Source organism: Flavobacterium crocinum (assembly GCF_003122385.1).
Classification (GTDB): domain Bacteria; phylum Bacteroidota; class Bacteroidia; order Flavobacteriales; family Flavobacteriaceae; genus Flavobacterium; species Flavobacterium crocinum.
The window spans coordinates 2875093-2894791 of sequence record NZ_CP029255.1 but is presented as its reverse complement, the minus strand read 5'-3'; the positions used below and the strand labels follow the sequence as shown (position 1 = coordinate 2894791).

The window sequence follows — 19699 nt, the reverse complement described above, 5'->3', positions numbered from 1 at the left end:
GTTTTTAACAGCCTCTCTAATTGTAAAGATTAGAGAGGTTTAAAAAAGTTAATCATTCAAAACTTACTGATGAAAAATTTACTCCATCTTATTTTAGCATTTTCCCTCGCTTCTTTTTCCTGTGCTGATCACAGTGAAACAAATTCAGAAAATAACACAATCGAAAATCCTAAAACCTCTATTTCTTTACCGTTAGCAGGAAATGCTTATAGTTCTAAACATTTAGAGGAAAGCAATATTACAGATAATGGAATCGAAAACTGGAAGGATTCTAATGAAACTTTTACTGTTTATTTCAGAATTTTTAAACCGGGAACTTTCCAAATTTCCGTTGAAGAATCAGTTGAAGTTTTCGGAAAATCTGAAGTTGAATTTTCCATTCTTAATGAAACAAAAAAAATAACTTTCACTACTTCTAAAAAAGCTGTTTTAATTGGAAACTGGAAAATCAATCAAGAAGGTTATGTGGCATTAAAAATAAAAGGAATTAGTAAAAATGGTGATCGTTTTCCGTCTATGGACAGATTAAAAATTTCCAGCGCAGATTATGACGGAAAAATCTCTTTTGTTCCCAACAACGAAGGTAATTTTTATCATTGGGGACGCCGAGGTCCCTCTGTCCACCTAAATTATGCTATTCCTGAGAACATTAATGCTGAATGGTTTTATAACGAAATGACGGTTCCTGAAAACGAAGATAAAATTGGTTCTTATTTTATGGCAAATGGTTTTGGCGAAGGCTATTTCGGAATTCAGGTCAATTCAGCAACTGAAAGAAGAGTTTTATTTTCGGTTTGGAGTCCGTTCAATACAGATGATCCAGCCAGTATTCCAGAATCACATAAAATCCAAATGCTCAAAAAAGGAGAAAATGTACATACAGGAGAATTTGGTAATGAAGGTTCCGGCGGACAAAGCTATTTAAAGTACAATTGGAAAGCAGGCACAACTTACAAATTCCTGCTAAAAGGTACACCAAACGGAAATAATACAACCACTTACACCGCTTACTTTTTCGCTCCGGAAGAGAATAAATGGATGCTGATTGCCAGTTTCAGTCGTCCCGAAACGAATACTTATTTAAAGAGATTTCATTCATTTTTAGAAAATTTTATTCCGGAACAAGGTGATTATTCTCGTACAGTTTTCTTCAATAATCAATGGATTTGTGATGAAAAAGGTAAATGGACAGAACTTAATACTGCCAGATTTACGAATGATAATACAGGAGCTAAAGAATACCGAATGGATTTCGCAGGCGGAACAGAAAACAACTCTTTCTACTTAAAAAATGGAGGCTTTTTTAATAATTATACAATGCCAAAAACTAACTTTACCAGACCACTCAACAATAAGAAGCCAGAAATAGATTTTAATAATTTACAGTAATACATTTTCAAAATCAAGCTTAATTTTCTTTTTACCATTAAGAGAATAAGCAATTTAAGCCAGACTTTATGAACTTATTTCTTAATGGTAAAAAAATAAAAAATTCAGTATTTCCGATAGTTGAAAAACTATCAAAACATTTAAAACAAATTAACTATGAAAACCAGTAATTTAAAATTCATTTTAGCCACATGCATTATGTTGTGGGGAACATTTGCATCTGCTCAAATGATAAAGACAAAAACTCCTGCACGTGCTAAAGGTCAGACCGATGTTTTACGTTTAGCGGCGCCGGCGATTCCTACGGTTCGTGTTGCTTTTATCGGACTAGGAATGCGTGGTCCCGGAGCTGTAGAACGTATGACACATATTCCGGGTGTTGAAATTGTGGCATTATGCGATATGACACAAGAAAACACTGCAAAGTCTAATGAAATTCTAACAAAAGCTGGTTTTCCTAAAGCTCAGGAATTTTACGGAGACGAAAATGCCTGGAGAAAAGTTACCGCTTTACCAAATGTAGATTTAGTTTATGTAGCTACAGATTGGCTTCATCATGCTGTTATTGGAGTTCAGGCGATGAAAGATGGTAAACATGTTGCTATTGAAGTTCCGGGAGCTTTAACCATGAACGAAATCTGGGAACTGATCGATACTTCTGAAAAGACTCGCAAACACTGCATGCAATTAGAAAACTGCGTTTATGATTTCTTTGAATTAACTACTTTAAATATGGCGCAGCAAGGTGTTTTTGGAGAAATTCTTCATGCCGAAGGTTCATACATTCATGGGTTACAACCATTTTGGGGAGAATACTGGAACAATTGGAGAATGGATTACAACATCAAACACCGTGGTGATGTTTATGCAACTCACGGAATGGGGCCGGCTTGTCAGGCTTTAAACATTCACCGTGGAGACAAAATGAATTTCCTGGTTTCTATGGATACCAAAGCAGTTGGAAATCCAGCTTATATCAAAGAAAAATCAGGAAAAGAAATCAAAGATTTTAGAAATGGAGATCATACTATGACGATGATTCGTACTGAAAACGGGAAAACAATCCAGATACAGCATGATGTTACTTCTCCTCGTCCTTACAGCAGAATGTACCAATTGAGCGGTACAAAAGGTTTTGCGAATAAATATCCGTTAGAAGGTTATGCTTTAGATGGAAAAGAACTTGGTGATGATGTTAAACCAAATCATGAAAAATTAAGTGCCCACTCTTTTGTTCCGGAAGAAGTAAAAAAAGCTTTAATGGAAAAATACAAACATCCAATTGCAAAAGGAATCGAGGAACAGGCTAAAAAAGTGGGCGGTCACGGCGGAATGGATTTCATTATGGATTACCGTTTAATTCACTGTCTGCAAAAAGGACTTCCATTAGATATGGATGTTTACGATTTGGCTGAATGGTCTTGTCTGGGTTCATTAACCGAAATTTCATTAGACAATAATTCTGCTCCTGTTGAAATTCCAGATTTCACTCGAGGCGGATGGAACAAATTGAAAAAATTAGAATTTTCAGAATAATTATTGGTTAGTTAGAAAGGGACAAGAGAGCAAAGTAGATGTTGCTCTCTTGTCTGTTTTAGACCATTCCTAAAAAAAGAAATCGCTTTAAAAGCCCAGCGGGCAAAATATTTATAGAATTTCAATCATGTCTATTCTTTGCTATTAATATTTCGCTTCTCAGAAGCTTATAAAAAAAAAGAGGCTGCCTTTGCAGACAGCCTCTTTTTTTATTTATTAAAAATTAATTCCAGTTAAAACTAATTTTCTTTTCAATTTCACTGCTTAAACTTAAAAACACTGGACAAGTCATTGCTGCACGTTCCAGAATTGTTCTGCTTTTTTCATCAGCATTGCTTTTCATATTAAAAACAATTTCGATTGCACCAATTCTTCTTGGTTCTGCATTCATGATCTTTGTTACTTCTGCAGTTGAACCTACAAAATCAACTTCTAAATCACGGGCTTTAATTCCCATAATCGTCATCATACAGCTTGCTAAAGCATTGGCGACAGTATCTGTTGGAGAAAACGCTTCTCCTTTTCCGTTGTTATCTAATGGTGCATCAGAAATGATTTCGCTGCCTGACTGCACGTGAATTGAACTTGTTCTTAAATCGCCTAAATAGGTTACTTTTGATGTCATTAATTTGCTACTTTTAAAGTTAAGTCACTATCGTAATATAAGATGTAAACACCTTTGTTAGCGTGTCCGCCGTCTTCTTTTCTGTAATATTGAAATTTATTATCTACTTGTTGTGTGGTCATTAAGTCAGCGGTTTCCTGAAATGTTTTTCCTTGTACCAAACGCATCATCGTGTCAAACGTCACATCAAATCCTCTTGTTGCGTAAGTCGTTGGATTGGCTTTGTTTTTCAGACGATATTGTTTTTCATAAATTAAAACAGATTGTTCATCACTTTCGCGAGTTACAGACGGATACATCAATTTTAGTTTTACCAAGTTATCAAAACTAATTTCATCTGTATCCAATGTGCTGTTTGGCTCCAGAATTACAAGCTGTACCTGACAGGTTTTCTGAGAATCAAGTAAAGCCTTTATTGTCGTTTTAACCATCGCAGTATTTCCAGTTTCCATTACAACATAATTCATTCGTCCGGGAATTAACAGACTTTTTAAATTAGCTACGTCCAAACCACCGGTTTCAGTCAGGGATGCAAATGCTACTCCTTTTTGATTTTGTCTGATATAATTGATAACCGACTCTTTTTTCTTATCTACTACTGCTACAATATTTCCGTTTTTAGATCGCATATAATCAAAAACTGAATTTCTAATCACATCGTTTGCCGGGATAGTCTGATATAAATTATCAATTGGATTTGCGATATCTTTTGATAATGGTGAAATTACCGGCACATTATACAAACGAAGTGAATTTGCTGCCGCTTCTGCATTACTTTGATAGAATGGTCCAATTACGGCATCTGCATCCTGAAGTTTAGAAATCAAACCAGAAACATTAGATGTTGTTTTAGTTTCCTGAGAATCATAAATCGTAACATCAATTGGCAATTTCAAAGTTTTAGCAGAATCGATTGCCATCATAGCTCCGGAATAAAAATCTAAAGTCATATTTAAGAACTTATCATTTTTAATTCTGTTAGCTGTTCCGGAAGTATCACTTTGCACTTTAGCCAAATTAAAAGGAAGTAGTAAAGCTACTTTTTTACGCTCATTAGCTCCTCTCTTTTTAGTCAATTCTACAATTTCTACATTATCGTTCTCAGTTGATTTTACTTTATCAATAATCTTAATTCCGCCACCACTACTTTCTGATGGTCGGTTAACTGAAGTTTCAACTGGTTTTTCTGCAGGTACTTGTGCTGTAACAATCGCAACCGGAGCTAAATATCCTGTTGGAACTTTTAAAACCATTCCTTCTTTTACACCTTCAGAAAGTGATGGATTAAGCGCTGTTAATTCATCCTGAGTCAAATGAAAAGTTCTGGACAAACTGTACAAAGTTTCTTTTGGTTTAACCTGATAATCCATGTAAGTAACCGCCTTTTTCGAAGTTTCCGCCGGCTTTTTATTCTCAGCAGGTTTAGCTGTTTCTGCCAGAGTACTTTCTGTTTTTGGAGCAGTTCCTTTTATTGTTAATCTGTAACCAACCGGCAAATTCGTAACGATATCCGGATTTTTTTTCTCTAACTCCGCAACAGACATATTGTACTGTTTTGCAATACCAAATTTTGTTTCTTTTGGCTGCACGTCATGATAAACATATTTTTCAATTCCTTTTTCTTTTCCAGTCGGTTTAGCTGCTGTTTTAGGAGCTGATCCTTTCGCAGGAATTACCAGTTTTTGTCCAATCTGAACTCCTGTTTTCTCTAAAAATGGATTTGCTGCTTTTAACGCTTCATCAGAAATTCCATATTTATGCTCAATGCTGTAGAATGTTTCTTTCGGTTGTACTTCATGAATAATATCTTTTCCTGAAGAAACGGCAGCTTTAGTTTCAGCAACTTCTTTTTTCGCTTCTCCAGCCGCTGTTGGAATCAACAAAACTGTATTTGGGCTTATTCCTGTTCTGGCATCCGGATTAAGTTTGTAAATATCATAAGGTGTAACCTTAAATTTCTGTGCAATCTGATTAATAGTTTCACCGCTTGACACTTTATATTTCACCACTTTTTCTTGTGAAAAAGCACTTGAACTAATAAAGAATACAAGGGATAATAATGTTAAATAGTATTTCATAATATGGCTTAAAACAATTTAATTTCTAATTCAAAAATATCTCACAGATCTACTCCGAAGCAAAATTCGGGCCGTTTGTAAACTCATCTCAAAATCACCTCAAGTCGATTTCTGCTTTGGCAATTACGATTTCTTTATATAACTCATCTTCTTCTTTTTTCTTGCATTTATAAAGCACTTCTTCCATGTTTTCGAATTTATCACTGTAAACATAGTACGAAAGGCTATTGATATTGAAGAAGAAACTAGCATTAAAATCGCCAGAATCAATGAGTTTCATAATAAGCTTATCTCGGTCAACTGCGTCTGTAAATATACCCAAAACTAAGTAATACCCATTCGAAACTTCTCTAAGATTATCATAAACTTCTACTTTTACTGTTTTATCAGGTCTTAACGGATTGTCTTTCAATTCCTGTTTCATTTCTTCCAGTGAAATTGTTTTTGAATTTTCTACAGTATTCTCTTTCTTCCGTTTTTTGACTGCTTCATCCTGATATTTTTTCAGTTTAACCAAAGCCAGTTTATCATCAAATTTTCGAGCTTCCATACTGTAATAAGAAGCTTTGCTGATGTGTCTTTTTACTTCAATTTTTTTCTGATTGTCTAAGGAATCAATCTTAGCAATTAAAAGCTGATTTTGCGCATCGCCTTTCTCCTGCTCTATTTTATAACGTTTAATTTCTTCTAAAGATAAACGTTGCTGTAAAGGTTCTGTATTCGTTTTTTTCTCGCTTTCGCGGATTTTCTTTTTGTATTCCTGATTTTCTTCAACGGCAATTTTCTCTACTTTATTCATCAAACCGGCATACACTTTTCTGTTTTCTGCCAATTCTTTTTTCAATTGAGACGATAATTCATTAGTTTTATTGATTCCTTCAGAAGATTGTTTCTCCAATCTTTTTGATTCTTCTACATTCAAAATATCCATTCGCTTTAATTCTTTCAAATCATTGTTCATGGCAACAACAAGCGAATCCAATTTTACCATTAAAACATCCTGAACATTTTTATTGGCTTCTAAAACCAGACGAAGTTTTTCAACCGAATTTTCTTTAGAGCCATTCATATCATTCAGATTCACTTTTAAATCGTTAATCTTAATGATTTTCTGGTTCATTTCTTTCTGAACAACCAAACGATCTTTTAAATCTTCAATTTCAACCGTTTTGGCTTTAGTTTTCTCAACAACAACTTGTTTTTCGGCCAAAGCCAACATTAATTCTTCACTTTCGTTTGCGGGCTGAATTCCTTTTGTATTGATGGCTAATTTATTTCCAACAATTAATCCGTTTACAATTTCTGGGTTTTGAGATTCTAACTGATCAATTGAAATTCCGTATTTCTTTGCAATCGAAAACTTGGTTTCCTTTGGCTCAACAACATGAAAAACCGTTTCCTGATTGATAACACGAACTCTTCCATCAATAGTTTTTCTTTTGTTTGGAATTGAAATTGCCTGGCCAATTTGTAAGCCATTAATCAAAATATCTTTATTAAGATTTTCCAAATCCTGAACCGAAACATTATACTGTCTGGCAATACTAAATAAAGATTCTTTTGCCAGAACCTGATGTGTTGCTTTTGAAGAAACAACAATTTCTTGTTTGGAGAAATGATCTGAATTTTGAGGAATAATTAATTCCTGACCAATTTGGAGTCCACCGGCAAGAATTTCCTGATTGGCATTTTGAATGGCTTCTAACGAAACATGATATTGTTTTGATAAACCAAACAGTGTTTCTTTTGGTGCAACAATATGAGTTTGCTGCTTTTCTGTACTAATTTGTTGGGAGGAATGAACCGGAATCTTTAAAACTTGATTATCCTTGATTCCGTTTTGCGATTCGGGGTTGAGTTTGTAAATCTCATCTAAAGAAACCTTATACTTTTGGGCAATAAAATAAGCGGTTTCACCTTTTTGAATCTTGTGCTCGATAATTGAATCTTGCGCAATTATTTTGTTAAAAGACAAAATAAAGACAAGAGAAATTATTAAAAGTTCTCTCATAAATAGTAGGTTATAAAAAATTAAGGCCTTACAAATGTAAGACCTTAATTTTAAAATATGCTACTATTCCCACTCAATTGTTGCTGGTGGTTTTGAACTAATATCGTAAACAACACGATTCACGCCTTTTACCTTATTGATAATATCGTTGGATACTTTCATCAAGAAATCGTAAGGTAAATGAACCCAGTCAGCAGTCATACCATCTGTTGATTCTACAGCTCTAAGCGCTACTACTTTTTCGTACGTACGCTCATCGCCCATAACCCCAACAGAGTTTACAGGAAGCAAAATTGCTCCAGCCTGCCAAACTTTATCGTATAATCCCCAAGATTTTAATCCTTCAATAAATACAGAATCTACATCTTGTAAAATTCTAACTTTCTCCGGAGTAATATCTCCTAAAATTCTAATTGATAATCCTGGCCCCGGGAAAGGGTGTCTTCCTAATAATTCAGGATCTATTCCTAATGTAGCACCAACTCTACGAACTTCGTCTTTAAACAACATTCTAAGCGGTTCTACAATTTTTAATTTCATATAATCCGGCAATCCGCCCACGTTATGATGCGATTTAATAGTTGCAGATGGTCCTTTTACCGAAACAGATTCAATTACGTCTGGGTAAATTGTTCCCTGAGCCAACCATTTTACATCTTCTAATAAGTGTGATTCATCATCAAAAACTTCGATAAATACACGACCAATTGTTTTACGTTTGGTTTCTGGGTCGCTGATTCCTGCTAATTCGCCAAGGAAACGATCTCCAGCGTCAACTCCTTTTACATTTAATCCCATTCCTTTGTATTGATCTAATACATTTTGGAATTCATTTTTACGTAAAAGTCCGTTGTTAACGAAGATGCAATATAAGTTTTGTCCGATTGCTTTGTTTAATAAAACTGCCGCTACCGTAGAATCTACTCCTCCAGATAAACCAAGAACCACTTTGTCGTTTCCTAATTTCTCTTTTAATTCAGCTACCATTTCATCAACGAAAGCATTTGGAGTAAAGTTTTGAGGAACTTCAGCAATTTTTACTAAGAAGTTTTCCAGCATTTTTTTTCCATCTGTTGAATGGTAAACTTCCGGGTGGTATTGAATTGCATAAGTAGTTTCGCCTTCAATTTTGTAAGCTGCGTATTCTACATCATGCGTGCTTGCTAATTTTACAGCATTTGTTGGAAGCGCTTTGATACTATCGCTATGGCTCATCCAAACCTGGCTGTTTTCTGAAACTCCGTCAAAGAAAGTTTCAGCTTCTTTAATATAAGATAAGTTTGCTCTACCGTATTCTCTTGTGTTTGAAGCGGCTACTTCTCCACCGCTGAAATGCGCTAAATACTGAGCTCCGTAACAAACAGCAAGTAAAGGCATTTTACCTCTAATTTGCGATAAATCAGGATGTGGAGCATCTTCACCTCTAACAGAGAAAGGGCTTCCTCCTAAAATTACGGCTTTATAACTTGATAAATCACTTGGAATGTGATTGTAAGGAAAAATTTCGCAGAATATATTTAATTCGCGAACTCTACGCGCAATAAGCTGAGTATATTGCGACCCGAAATCTAAAATAAGTACGTTGTGTTGCATGCGCAAAAGTACTTTTTATATTCGAAATTCAAAAATTGATTTTTGATTTTTTTTAAAATCAAAACATGCTAAGATTCTAAGCATCTAAGATTCTGATATTTTATATTTCAAAATCTAAAAAAACTTAGCATCTTATCACCTTAGAAACTAAGAATCTTAAAAAGAAAAATCCAAACCCCCAATTATTTCGTATCTATCGAAAAACCCATTTAAATTTAACTATGAAATCAAAATTTATTGTCTTGACAGTTTTCTTGTCAATTTTTTTAAGCTCCTGTAACACGGTTGATGATTTGTTAAGCTTTAACATTTCTAATTCAGCTTCGATTAAAATCCAGAGTACTTCTCCAATCAATCTGCCTTCGGAAATAATCACTCCGGAAGTTACAACCAATTCTTCGGCTGAATTTGAGAACAACAAAACAAAAGCGAGTTTAGTAAAAGATGTGAAAATCAGATCTCTGAAATTATCTATATCTGATCCCTCTGACAAAACGTTTACGTTTTTAAAATCAGTTCACATCTATATTTCAACCACAAATTCTGATGAAATTGAATTGGCTTATCAGGACAATATTAATGTTTCAACTAATTCAATCGATTTGATCTGTACAGATAAAAGACTTGATCAATACATTAAAGCCGACAGTTACAAAATCAGAACTCAGGTAACCCTAAAAGAAACTTTAACAAAAGATGTTACTGTAAAAGCAGATATGAAATTTAGAGTTACTGCAGATCCTTTCTAAGATACTAAGATACTGAGATTTCTAATCAGATTGTATAAAAAATGAGGTTCTAAACATAGAACCTCATTTTTTATTTGTGTTTAAGTTTCAAAAAAACTTAGTATCTCAGAACCTTAACAACTCAAAAAAATCATTCTTTCGTCACCACAATAGACGCCTTAAAACCTGCCGCCAGATTATCCCAATAATCACTTGTAACCATATTCCCTTTATCGTCAAACACTTGTATTTCTGCAGTATTACCACCAAGTGTACCGATATTTAAAGCCTCAAAATCTAATTTATTGAAACCCTGAGCAAGATTTATTTTTACCGATTGATAATTAGAATCTAATAAAAGTCGGTCTCTAATTACATAATCATTTGAAGACACTTTCACTAAATCTCCATCAATGGCTCCAAAATCACGGAATTTAACAATGAAATATTCTGATTTGGTTTTAAAATCCCCTAGCGATATATTTTTCTTGACCAAAACGCCACGACCTTCTCTTAAACCGGCATCTTTTAAAGCTTTGTCCAGATCTTTTTCCATTTTTGCTACATAACGATCGCCGGGATTAGCAAAATCAGTTTCGGTAGACATGGTAAATTTGCTTTTTTCTTCTCCAATCTGAAATTTAGATTTGGGAGTTATAGTGGTGTTTTCAAAAACATTTGGAGTTTTAATACCCGGAATATCACTAACCTCTGCCTGAGGATCTTTTACTTCTGGAATTGGCGTTTTTTTAGGTTTTGCACTGAACTTTGGAGCAGGAATAGCTTTGAATTTAGAATTAAATTCACCTTGGGCAGATACTGACAAAGCAGTAAAAAATAATATGAAAAATAAAATGTGCTTCATTGAATTAATATTATCGAATCGGCTTTTATTATTACTATAAAACCAAAAGTCCAGCATCACAAAAATAGTATAATTTAATTAGGCGCTGCAACTTTAGGACTTTTATAACATTAAATTAAGCTAATTTTTGGAATCAAAAAACCTGCCAGAATTTTTTCCTTTATAAAAAATAATAATCAAAATTGTAAAATTCCAAATTCCAAAATTCTTTTCAAAATCAGTATTTTTTAACTTTTAAAACGGATTCAGTATTTTGATAATTAGCAACTTATTCTTAACTTCAAGACTTTATTGTGCCATTTATAAATCTTAGCAAAATGGATTATATCGATTATTATAAAGTATTGGATGTTACAAAATCTGCAACTGAAGCAGATATCAAAAAAGCATATCGAAAACTGGCTCGAAAATATCATCCGGATTTAAACCCCAATGATAAAGAGGCTGAAAAAAAATTCAAGGAAATCAATGAAGCTAATGAAGTTTTAAGCAATCCCGAAAATCGAAAAAAATACGATAAATACGGAAAAGACTGGAAACATGCCGACGAATTTGAAAAAGCCGGTTACGATCCGAATCAGCAACAAAACAGACAACAAAGCAGATCTCAATATTCCGGAGGCGACTTTTCAGGTTTTGAAGGAGGTGATTTCTCCGGAAGTGATTTTTCTGATTTCTTCAATTCCATGTATGGCGGAGGCAGAAGCAGTAGATCACAATCCAAATACAGAGGTCAGGATTTTAATGCCGAATTAGAACTAGACCTTAAAGCGGCTTATACAACACATAAACAAAACTTAACGGTTAACGGTAAAAATATCAGAATCACAATTCCTGCAGGTGTTGAAAATGGTCAGGTTATTAAAATTCCTAATCATGGTGGTCCCGGAGTAAATGGCGGACAAAATGGTGATTTATACATTACTTTTATAATTGCAAATAATTCTGATTTCAAACGCGAAGGGAATAATTTGTATGCCGATGCTCCACTTGATCTTTACACAGCTATTTTAGGTGGTGAAACTCATATCAATACTTTTGACGGAAAAGTAAAAATTAAAGTTCCGGCAGAAACTCAGCCGGGAACGAAGGTTAAACTAAAAGGAAAAGGTTTTCCGGTATATAAAAAAGAAAATGAATTTGGCGATTTATACATCACCTACTCCATAAAACTTCCAACAAAATTATCAGATAAAGAAAAAGAACTATTTGAAGAACTGGCAAAACTAAGAAATCATGAAAAGTAAAAACCTAATCCAGATAAAACAGTTTTGTTTATATCACGAAATCGAAAACACTTTTATAACCGAACTTAATAATTTTGGTCTAATACAAATTATCACCAAAGAAAATGATGAATTTCTGGAACCGGAACAACTTCCAACGGTCGAAAAAATGATTCGTATGCATTACGATCTCAAAATTAATCTGGAAGGAATAGATGCTATAGCTCATTTATTAAATAAAATAGAAGCTTTACAACATAGCTTAAATACAGCACATAATAAGCTTCGTTTATACGAGGAAAAGAATATTGAATAACATTTTAATATCACAAAAAAGCTTGATTTCCACTCTGATTTCAAGCTTTTTTTAATGATTGCCCGAAGCATAATTCTTAAATTGCAACATCTTAATTAACCTGAATTTGCTTTTAAAAATCAATGAACAAATTCGCAAAATATAAAAAATGAAAAGAGAAAATATCTTAACGGGATCTCCTTGGGAAGACAAAATGGGATACTGTCGTGCTGTAAGAATTGGAAATATCATCGAAGTTTCCGGAACTGTAGCTATAGTAGACGGCGAAAAAGTAAAGGCAGATGACGCTTATGCTCAAACTTATAACATTTTAGAGCGAGTTGAAAAAGTTTTAGAAGATTTAAATGTAGGTATGAAAGATGTTATCAGAACTAGAATTTTCACAACAGACGTTTCTACTTTTGAAGAAGTTGCCAGAGCGCACTCTGCTTTCTTTAAAGATGTAAAACCAACTACAGGATTCTACGGAATCAGTAAATTAGTTGCACCTGAATATTTGGTAGAAATCGAATTTACTGCTGTAGTATAGTAAAGTTTTTTTGCCACAAATTTCACGAATTTCCACTAATTGTTTTTCTTTTGCCACAGATAATAGATTTAAAATGATTTTTTTTCTTTTAATTCGTGAAAATTCGTGAAATTCGTGGCAAACTTTTAGAATTCATTAATGACTTCCCAAAACACAAAACAATACCTGCTTTCCCTTCCAAAATGGATTCTTATCTGTGCTTTAATTGGTATATTTTCAGGATCTGTCTCTGCTTTTTTCTTAGTTTCTTTAGAATGGGTAACACAGTTTAGAATTCATCACGATTGGATTATCTGGCTTTTACCTTTGGGTGGATTTCTGGTTGGAGCGAGTTATTATTATTGGGGAGAATCTGTGGTAAAAGGCAATAATTTACTGCTCGAAGAATACGAGACACCAAAGAAAGTCATTCCGTTCAAAATGGCTCCTTTAGTACTTTTGGGAACTTTGCTTACGCATTTATTTGGAGGATCTGCAGGTCGTGAAGGAACTGCTGTTCAAATGGGCGGCGCAATTGCCGATCAATTCACAAAAATCTTCAAACTCGATAATTCAGAACGTAAAATTTTAATCATACTGGGAATCAGTGCGGGTTTTGCTTCTGTATTTGGAACGCCTTTAGCAGGAGCTATTTTTGCTTTGGAAGTTTTGTATTTCAGCAAAATCAATTTTAAAAGCATTTTCTTTTCATTTTTAGTTGCTTACGCTGCTTATTTTACTGTAGAATTTTGGAAAATAAAGCATACACATTACAGTATTCCTGCTGTTCCTGAATTAAGTTTAAACAATATTGTTTTTACATTTATTGTTGGAATTTTATCTGGTTTTACGGCTTTACTATTTTCAAGAAGCACACATTTTTGGGGTTCTCTTTTTTCTAAAAACATTAAATATCCTCCGCTTCGTCCTGTAATTGGCGGCGTAGTTTTAGCCATTGCAATCGCGGGCCTTGGATTTACAAAATTTTCCGGATTGGGAGTTCCTGTAATTGTTGATTCTTTTTCGAATCCAAGCGAATGGTATGATTTTCTGTTAAAAATCCTATTTACAGGATTCACTTTGGGAGCCGGATTTAAAGGTGGAGAAGTAACACCGTTATTCTTTGTCGGAGCTACATTGGGAAGTGCTTTATCGATTCTAATTCCAATGCCAATTGCACTTTTAGCAGGAATTGGATTTGTTTCGGTTTTCTCCGGTGCAACCCACACTCCTATCGCCTGCACCATTATGGGAATGGAATTATTCGGAATTGCTCCAGGATTATTCATCGCTATTGGCTGTACAATTGCTTATTTTTCTTCTGGTTCTGTTGGTATTTATAAATCACAGATTGTAAAAGGAGCGAAATATAAGTTGTATCAGAGATTAAATTCCAATTTTTGAATTTTGAAATTCCAAATTCCAATCTAAATATGTATCGTTCCTACGGAACTTAAACATAGAACCTAATTATTTCCAACGGATTAAAATCCGTTGCTACAAAATGAGCATTCCTACGGAATTTGAAAATCTAGAATAAAAAATCCGTTTCATCAGCGTTCAAACTTAATACACAAAATTAATTTCCAATGCAAAACTGTTCTAAATACCTATAAAACTCAACTGAATACTAAAAATCTGAGCACCTACCACTCCAAGCGAATACTAAAATTATTTTCAGCATTACATTAAAAAATGTAAATTCGCAAACTATGAAAATACAAGACATTCAGGCGATTCAGTCATTACTCGAAACCCCAAAGAAAATTGTCATCATTCCGCACAGAGGACCAGATGGTGATGCAATGGGTTCTACGTTAGGTTTATACCATTTTTTAATAAAAAACAATCATCAGGCAACTGTTATTGCGCCGAATGATTTCCCCAACTTTCTAGCCTGGCTTCCGGGATCAGAGACAGTCAAAATATTTGAAAAAGACGCTGAAAACTGTACCAAAATTTTAGAAGAAGCTGAGTTAATTTTTACTCTTGATTTTAATGCATTTCATCGTACGGGCGAAATGATGGAGCACACACTAAAAAAGCTTACTGCTCCGTTTATAATGATTGATCATCATCAAAAACCTGATGATTATGCAGCTTATACATATTCTGATACATCGTACGGATCTACTTGTGAAATGGTTTACAACTTTATCAATTTCTTAAATAAAAAAGAAGATATTGATAAAACCATCGCCACTTGTATTTACACTGGAATCTTAACTGATTCGGGTTCGTTTCGTTTTCCGGGAACAACAGGAAATACGCATAGAATTATAGCAGAATTAATAGATCTTGGAGTAGAAAACACAGAGATTCCGGTATTATTATATGATAATAGTTCTTTCAGCAGATTACAGTTATTAGGCCGTGCTTTGCAAAACATGAAGATTTTTGAAGAACATAAAACTTCTTATACGACACTTACTCAGGAAGAACTGGATTCTTTTAATTATGTTAAAGGTGATACTGAAGGAATTGTTAATTATGGTTTAAGTATAAAAGATATTGTTTTTACTGCTATTTTTATCGAAAATAAAGACGAAGGAATTATCAAGATTTCATTCCGTTCACAAGGAGGTTTTGATGTAAATCAGTTTGCAAGAGATCACTTTAATGGCGGAGGTCACAGCAATGCAGCCGGGGGAAGATCTGAAACTTCGATGGAAGAAACGGTAAAGAAATTTGAAGATTTAGTAACAAAACTAAAATTATAGCCCAATCATGAACAACCTAAAACTTACTATTTACAGCTTACTTTTTGCTGTTCTGCTCATCAGCTGTAAGCATCCTGAGGAAGCCAGAAGACCTATTTCGAGAGCTTCAGGAACATTCATGAAAAAATCTGCTGACCGTAATAAAAAATTAGTGGCTAATGAAGAAGAAGTCATTAAAAAAATCATCAAAAGCAATCCGAAAGTAAAATACTACGCTACTCCAAAAGGATACTGGTTTAATTACGAAGAAAGAAACGAAGCAGAAACTGCAGCTCCGAGAAAAGGAGATATCGCTTACTTTAATATGGAAGTAAAAGATATAAAAGGCAATATCATTTACTCTGATTCTGATCTTGGTCCACAAACCTATTATGTCGACAAACAAGACATCATGATGGGACTTCGCGATGGAATCAAAAGAATGCATAAAAATGAGACTGTTACTTTCTTATTTCCATCACACAGTGCTTATGGCTATCATGGAGATAACAAAAAAATTGGTCCAAACGAATCTTTAATTGTTACGGTTACACTTAGAAATTTTGTACCGGATCCAGCGGCACAAAAAGCCGTATCAGGAACGCAAACTCCTAAAACCGTAACACCAAAACCTGCAGCGCCAAAACCTGCAAATACTGCGAAAAAAGACACATTAACTCAATAAAAATAATATCTTAAAATGAAAAAGAGTATTTTATTATTACTAATAGCCGTTAGCTCATTTTATTCTTGTAAAAACGATCATAGTAATCTGCCAGACGGTTTATATGCCGATATCGAAACAAACAAAGGTCATATCATTGTTGAATTAGATTATAAAAAAGCTCCGATAACTGTAGCCAACTTTATAACTCTGGCTGAAGGAAAAAATGAATTTGTAACACACGAAAACCTAAAAAAGAAACCGTTTTTTGATGGTTTAAAATTCCATAGAGTTATCGAAAATTTCATGATTCAAACCGGTGATCCATTAGGAACAGGTTCCGGAGATACAGGATACAAATTTAAAGATGAATTTTCAGATTTAAAATTTGACAAAGCGGGTGTTTTGGCAATGGCAAACAATGGACCGGGAACCAATAGCAGTCAATTTTTTATTACACATGTTGAAACTCCTTGGTTAGACAACAAACACACTATTTTTGGTCATGTTGTCGATCAAAAAACACAGGAAGTGGTAAACAAAGTAGTTCAGGGCGACAATATTGTTGCCGTAACTATCATCAGAAATGGAGAAGCGGCTAAAAAGTTTGATGCTGTAAAAGTATTCCACGATTACTTCGTAGATATCGCAAAAGAACAAAGTAAATATGCTGCTGTTCAAAAAGAAAAAGTAGCTTACTACGCTTCTGAAAAAGCAAAAGCAACTAAAACAGCAAGTGGTTTACAATATGTGATTACTGAAAAAAGTTCTGGTCAAAAACCTGCTGCCGGAAAACAAGTATATGTTGCTTACGCTGGTTTTCTTGAAGACGGAACTTTATTTGACACCAGTTCTGAAGATGTTGCAAAACAATTTGGAAAATTTGATCCTGCAAGAGCAGAAGCAAAAGCATATAGCCCAATTCCTTTTACAGCCGGAAGCAAAAGCGGTTTGATTCCTGGCTTTATTGAAGGTCTTGAGCAACTTTCTTTTGGAGACAAAGCAATTCTTTTTATTCCATCACATTTAGCATACGGAGAAACTGGTGCAGGAGGAGTAATTCCACCAAACGCAAATATTATCTTCGAAGTTCAATTATTGGAAAAACCATAAAAAGGGTAATAATCATATACTTAAATCTAAAAAAGTAATGAAATTTAAATTCTTATTTTTATTCTGCTTAGCAGTAGTAAATATTCAGGCACAGACAAAAAAGCCTGCTGCAAAACCTGCTACTAAAGCTAAAACAACAACAGCTGCAAAACCTGCAGCGAAACCGGCTACAAATCCGGGAGACGGAATTTTTGCAACAATTTCTACTTCAAAAGGAGACATTGTAGTTTCATTAGAATATACAAAAGCTCCTGTAACAGTGGCTAATTTTATCACTTTGGCTGAAGGGAAAAACCCTTACGTAAAAGTAGAGCGTTTAAAAGGAAAACCTTTTTATGATGGTTTAAAATTCCACAGAGTGATTAACGATTTTATGATTCAGGGCGGTGATCCTCAAGGAACGGGAGCCGGAGATCCGGGTTATTCTTTTAAAGATGAATTTGTAGCAGAACTGAAATTCGAGAAAGGCGGTGTTTTAGCAATGGCTAATTCAGGCCCTGCAACAAACGGAAGCCAGTTTTTTATCACTCATAAAGACACTCCGTGGTTAAACGGAAAACACACTATTTTTGGACACGTAGTTTCAGGAATGGACAATGTAAATAAAATTGTTCAGGACGATATCATGACTAAAATCACTATCACCCGTAAAGGCGCAGCTGCAAAGAAATTTGATGCTGTAAAAGTTTTTAGCGATGAAATGAAACAAGGTGAACTGAAAAAAGAAGAAGCTAAAAAAGTAGTGGCACAAAAAGCAGCTTATTTTACAGCAACAAAAGCAAAAGCAACTGCAACTCCATCTGGTTTAAAATATGTTATCACTCAAAAAGGAACCGGAGTTAAAGGCGCAGAAGGATCAACGATCTATTTCCACTACGCCGGATATTTTGAGGACGGAACTCTTTTTGACAGCAGTATGGCTGGAGTAGCAAAAGCTTACGGAAAATACGATGCTAACAGAGATACACAAGGTGGTTACAAAGCATTTCCTTTTACAGTAGGTAAAAAAGACGGAATGATTCCTGGTTTTATTGAAGCCCTTGATATGATGACTGATGGAGAAAAAGCTATTTTCTTCCTTCCTTCTAACCTTGCTTATGGAGAAAAAGGTGCCGGTGGTGTAATTCCTCCAAATGCTACTTTGGTTTTTGAAATCGAAACTTATCAAAAACAGCCTTAATAATTTAGAAGAGAAAAATCATATCTTCAAAAAATATAAAAAGACCATCAAATTCATTTTTGATGGTCTTTTCTCTTTTTAAAGAATTCACAATTCAAAGCCTCAAAATTCAATTTGATTAATAATAAATCACTATTCTCAACATAGTACGATAGAATCCTAACCAAAATAGCTTACCTTTGCCGGCTTAAATTTTTTAAAAACAAATAAATTATGACGTCTCAAAACAATGTATTAAAAGGTGTTTTTCTGGTTGCTTTAGGTGCTACAACATACGGAATGCTGGCTACTTTTGTAAAAATGGCCTATTCTGAAGGATATACCACTGCAGAAGTAACGACTTCACAATTTATTTATGGAATTACAGGTATACTTTTAATCAATCTTTTTCAGAGAATAAAAAATAAAAATAAAGCTGTAAAAGCTACTCCAAAAAATATTTTCAGCCTTATGCTTGCCGGAACTTCACTAGGAATGACAAGTCTTTTTTACTATCTCGCTGTAAAATACATTCCTGTTTCTATCGGAATCGTTTTATTAATGCAAACTGTCTGGATGGGAGTTTTACTGGAAATGATTTTAGAAAAAAAACTACCTTCTAAGCAAAAGGTCATTGCTGTATTCATTGTCCTTTTCGGAACTGTTTTAGCCACAAATATCATGAAAAATGAGATTACATTAGACTGGCGTGGTTTAGTTTGGGGAATATTAGCAGCAGCTTCTTTTACTACAACTATGTTTACGGCCAATCGTGTGGCAACGGAAATTTCATCAGCACAAAGAAGTCTTTATATGCTTTTAGGCGGTTCCATTATTGTTTTTTCATTTGCATTAGCAACTCAGGAAACAACCTTTAATCTCGAAATTTTTCTAAAATGGGGAATCGTATTATCGCTGTTCGGCACCATCATCCCGCCAATGTTGATGAATCTTGGCTTTCCTCTTACGGGTATAGGATTAGGAAGTATCGTTTCTGCATTAGAACTACCTGTTTCTGTTATGATGGCATTTGTACTTTTAAAAGAGAAAGTTGTTTTCTCTCAATGGATTGGAATCATCTTAATCATTCTTGCCATAATTATTATGAATGTAAATTTCAAGCGAAAAAAATAACCCTAAATTTACTTTCTCAAAAAAAACATTCCTGTAATGCAATAATTGTTAATTT

The 19699-nt window shown here is 34.2% G+C and carries 17 protein-coding genes; 12 read left to right on the top strand and 5 right to left on the bottom strand.

Going from position 1 to position 19699, the window contains the following annotated elements; all coding sequences use genetic code 11:
• Positions 1-69 precede the first annotated feature (69 nt).
• Positions 70-1389 carry a DUF3472 domain-containing protein gene (locus tag HYN56_RS12980; protein WP_109192565.1) on the top strand — a complete coding sequence of 440 codons (1320 nt, stop codon included), beginning with the start codon at positions 70-72 and terminating at the stop codon, positions 1387-1389.
• Positions 1390-1587: 198 nt separating this feature from the next.
• Positions 1588-2925, top strand: coding sequence for a Gfo/Idh/MocA family protein (locus HYN56_RS12975; protein WP_240622700.1), 1338 nt, complete (start codon positions 1588-1590; stop codon positions 2923-2925).
• A 223-nt stretch (positions 2926-3148) separates the two neighbouring features.
• Here HYN56_RS12975 and HYN56_RS12970 read toward each other — a convergent pair whose 3' ends face one another.
• The 4 genes from HYN56_RS12970 to guaA all read right to left on the bottom strand — a co-directional run bounded on the left by HYN56_RS12970 (position 3149) and on the right by guaA (position 9232).
• Entirely contained in the window at positions 3149-3550 is a 402-nt protein-coding gene (locus HYN56_RS12970) for an OsmC family protein (protein WP_091491432.1), read from the bottom strand.
• Positions 3550-5628: a PBP1 and LysM peptidoglycan-binding domain-containing protein gene (locus tag HYN56_RS12965; RefSeq protein WP_109192563.1), complete on the bottom strand. Its 2079-nt coding sequence runs from the start codon at positions 5626-5628 to the stop codon at positions 3550-3552. Before HYN56_RS12965 ends, HYN56_RS12970 begins: the two co-directional genes overlap by 1 nt.
• A gap of 94 nt (positions 5629-5722) precedes the next feature.
• Positions 5723-7639: a LysM peptidoglycan-binding domain-containing protein gene (locus tag HYN56_RS12960; protein WP_109192562.1), complete on the bottom strand. Its 1917-nt coding sequence runs from the start codon at positions 7637-7639 to the stop codon at positions 5723-5725.
• 63 nt (positions 7640-7702) lie between these two features.
• Positions 7703-9232, bottom strand: coding sequence for a glutamine-hydrolyzing GMP synthase (gene guaA / locus HYN56_RS12955; protein WP_109192561.1), 1530 nt, complete (start codon positions 9230-9232; stop codon positions 7703-7705).
• Positions 9233-9453: 221 nt separating this feature from the next.
• Between guaA and HYN56_RS12950 the strand changes: the two genes are divergently transcribed.
• Positions 9454-9981, top strand: coding sequence for a hypothetical protein (locus HYN56_RS12950; RefSeq protein WP_109192560.1), 528 nt, complete (start codon positions 9454-9456; stop codon positions 9979-9981).
• Positions 9982-10111: 130 nt separating this feature from the next.
• Here the strand turns inward: HYN56_RS12950 and HYN56_RS12945 are convergent, their stop codons facing one another.
• Positions 10112-10825, bottom strand: coding sequence for a hypothetical protein (locus HYN56_RS12945; RefSeq protein WP_109194793.1), 714 nt, complete (start codon positions 10823-10825; stop codon positions 10112-10114).
• A 317-nt stretch (positions 10826-11142) separates the two neighbouring features.
• Here HYN56_RS12945 and HYN56_RS12940 point away from each other — a divergent pair, with 317 nt between their 5' ends.
• The 9 genes from HYN56_RS12940 to HYN56_RS12900 all read left to right on the top strand — a co-directional run bounded on the left by HYN56_RS12940 (position 11143) and on the right by HYN56_RS12900 (position 19644).
• Entirely contained in the window at positions 11143-12072 is a 930-nt protein-coding gene (locus tag HYN56_RS12940) for a DnaJ C-terminal domain-containing protein (RefSeq protein ID WP_109192559.1), read from the top strand.
• Positions 12062-12367: a chaperone modulator CbpM gene (locus HYN56_RS12935; protein WP_109192558.1), complete on the top strand. Its 306-nt coding sequence runs from the start codon at positions 12062-12064 to the stop codon at positions 12365-12367. Before HYN56_RS12940 ends, HYN56_RS12935 begins: the two co-directional genes overlap by 11 nt.
• Before the next feature lie 148 nt (positions 12368-12515).
• Entirely contained in the window at positions 12516-12896 is a 381-nt protein-coding gene (locus HYN56_RS12930) for a RidA family protein (protein WP_109192557.1), read from the top strand.
• Positions 12897-13034: 138 nt separating this feature from the next.
• Complete coding sequence (locus tag HYN56_RS12925; protein ID WP_109192556.1) at positions 13035-14279, top strand: voltage-gated chloride channel family protein; 1245 nt, start codon at positions 13035-13037, stop codon at positions 14277-14279.
• Positions 14280-14587: 308 nt separating this feature from the next.
• Entirely contained in the window at positions 14588-15595 is a 1008-nt protein-coding gene (locus HYN56_RS12920; RefSeq protein ID WP_109192555.1) for a DHH family phosphoesterase, read from the top strand.
• A gap of 7 nt (positions 15596-15602) precedes the next feature.
• Positions 15603-16259, top strand: coding sequence for a gliding motility-associated peptidyl-prolyl isomerase GldI (gene gldI / locus HYN56_RS12915; RefSeq protein WP_109192554.1), 657 nt, complete (start codon positions 15603-15605; stop codon positions 16257-16259).
• Positions 16260-16274: 15 nt separating this feature from the next.
• Positions 16275-17351, top strand: a complete 1077-nt coding sequence (locus HYN56_RS12910) for a peptidylprolyl isomerase (protein ID WP_109192553.1) — start codon at positions 16275-16277, stop codon at positions 17349-17351.
• A 37-nt stretch (positions 17352-17388) separates the two neighbouring features.
• Positions 17389-18531 (top strand): peptidylprolyl isomerase, encoded by a 1143-nt coding sequence (locus tag HYN56_RS12905; protein ID WP_109192552.1) that lies wholly within the window; start codon positions 17389-17391, stop codon positions 18529-18531.
• Positions 18532-18744: 213 nt separating this feature from the next.
• Positions 18745-19644 (top strand): EamA family transporter, encoded by a 900-nt coding sequence (locus tag HYN56_RS12900; RefSeq protein WP_109192551.1) that lies wholly within the window; start codon positions 18745-18747, stop codon positions 19642-19644.
• Positions 19645-19699 lie beyond the last annotated feature (55 nt).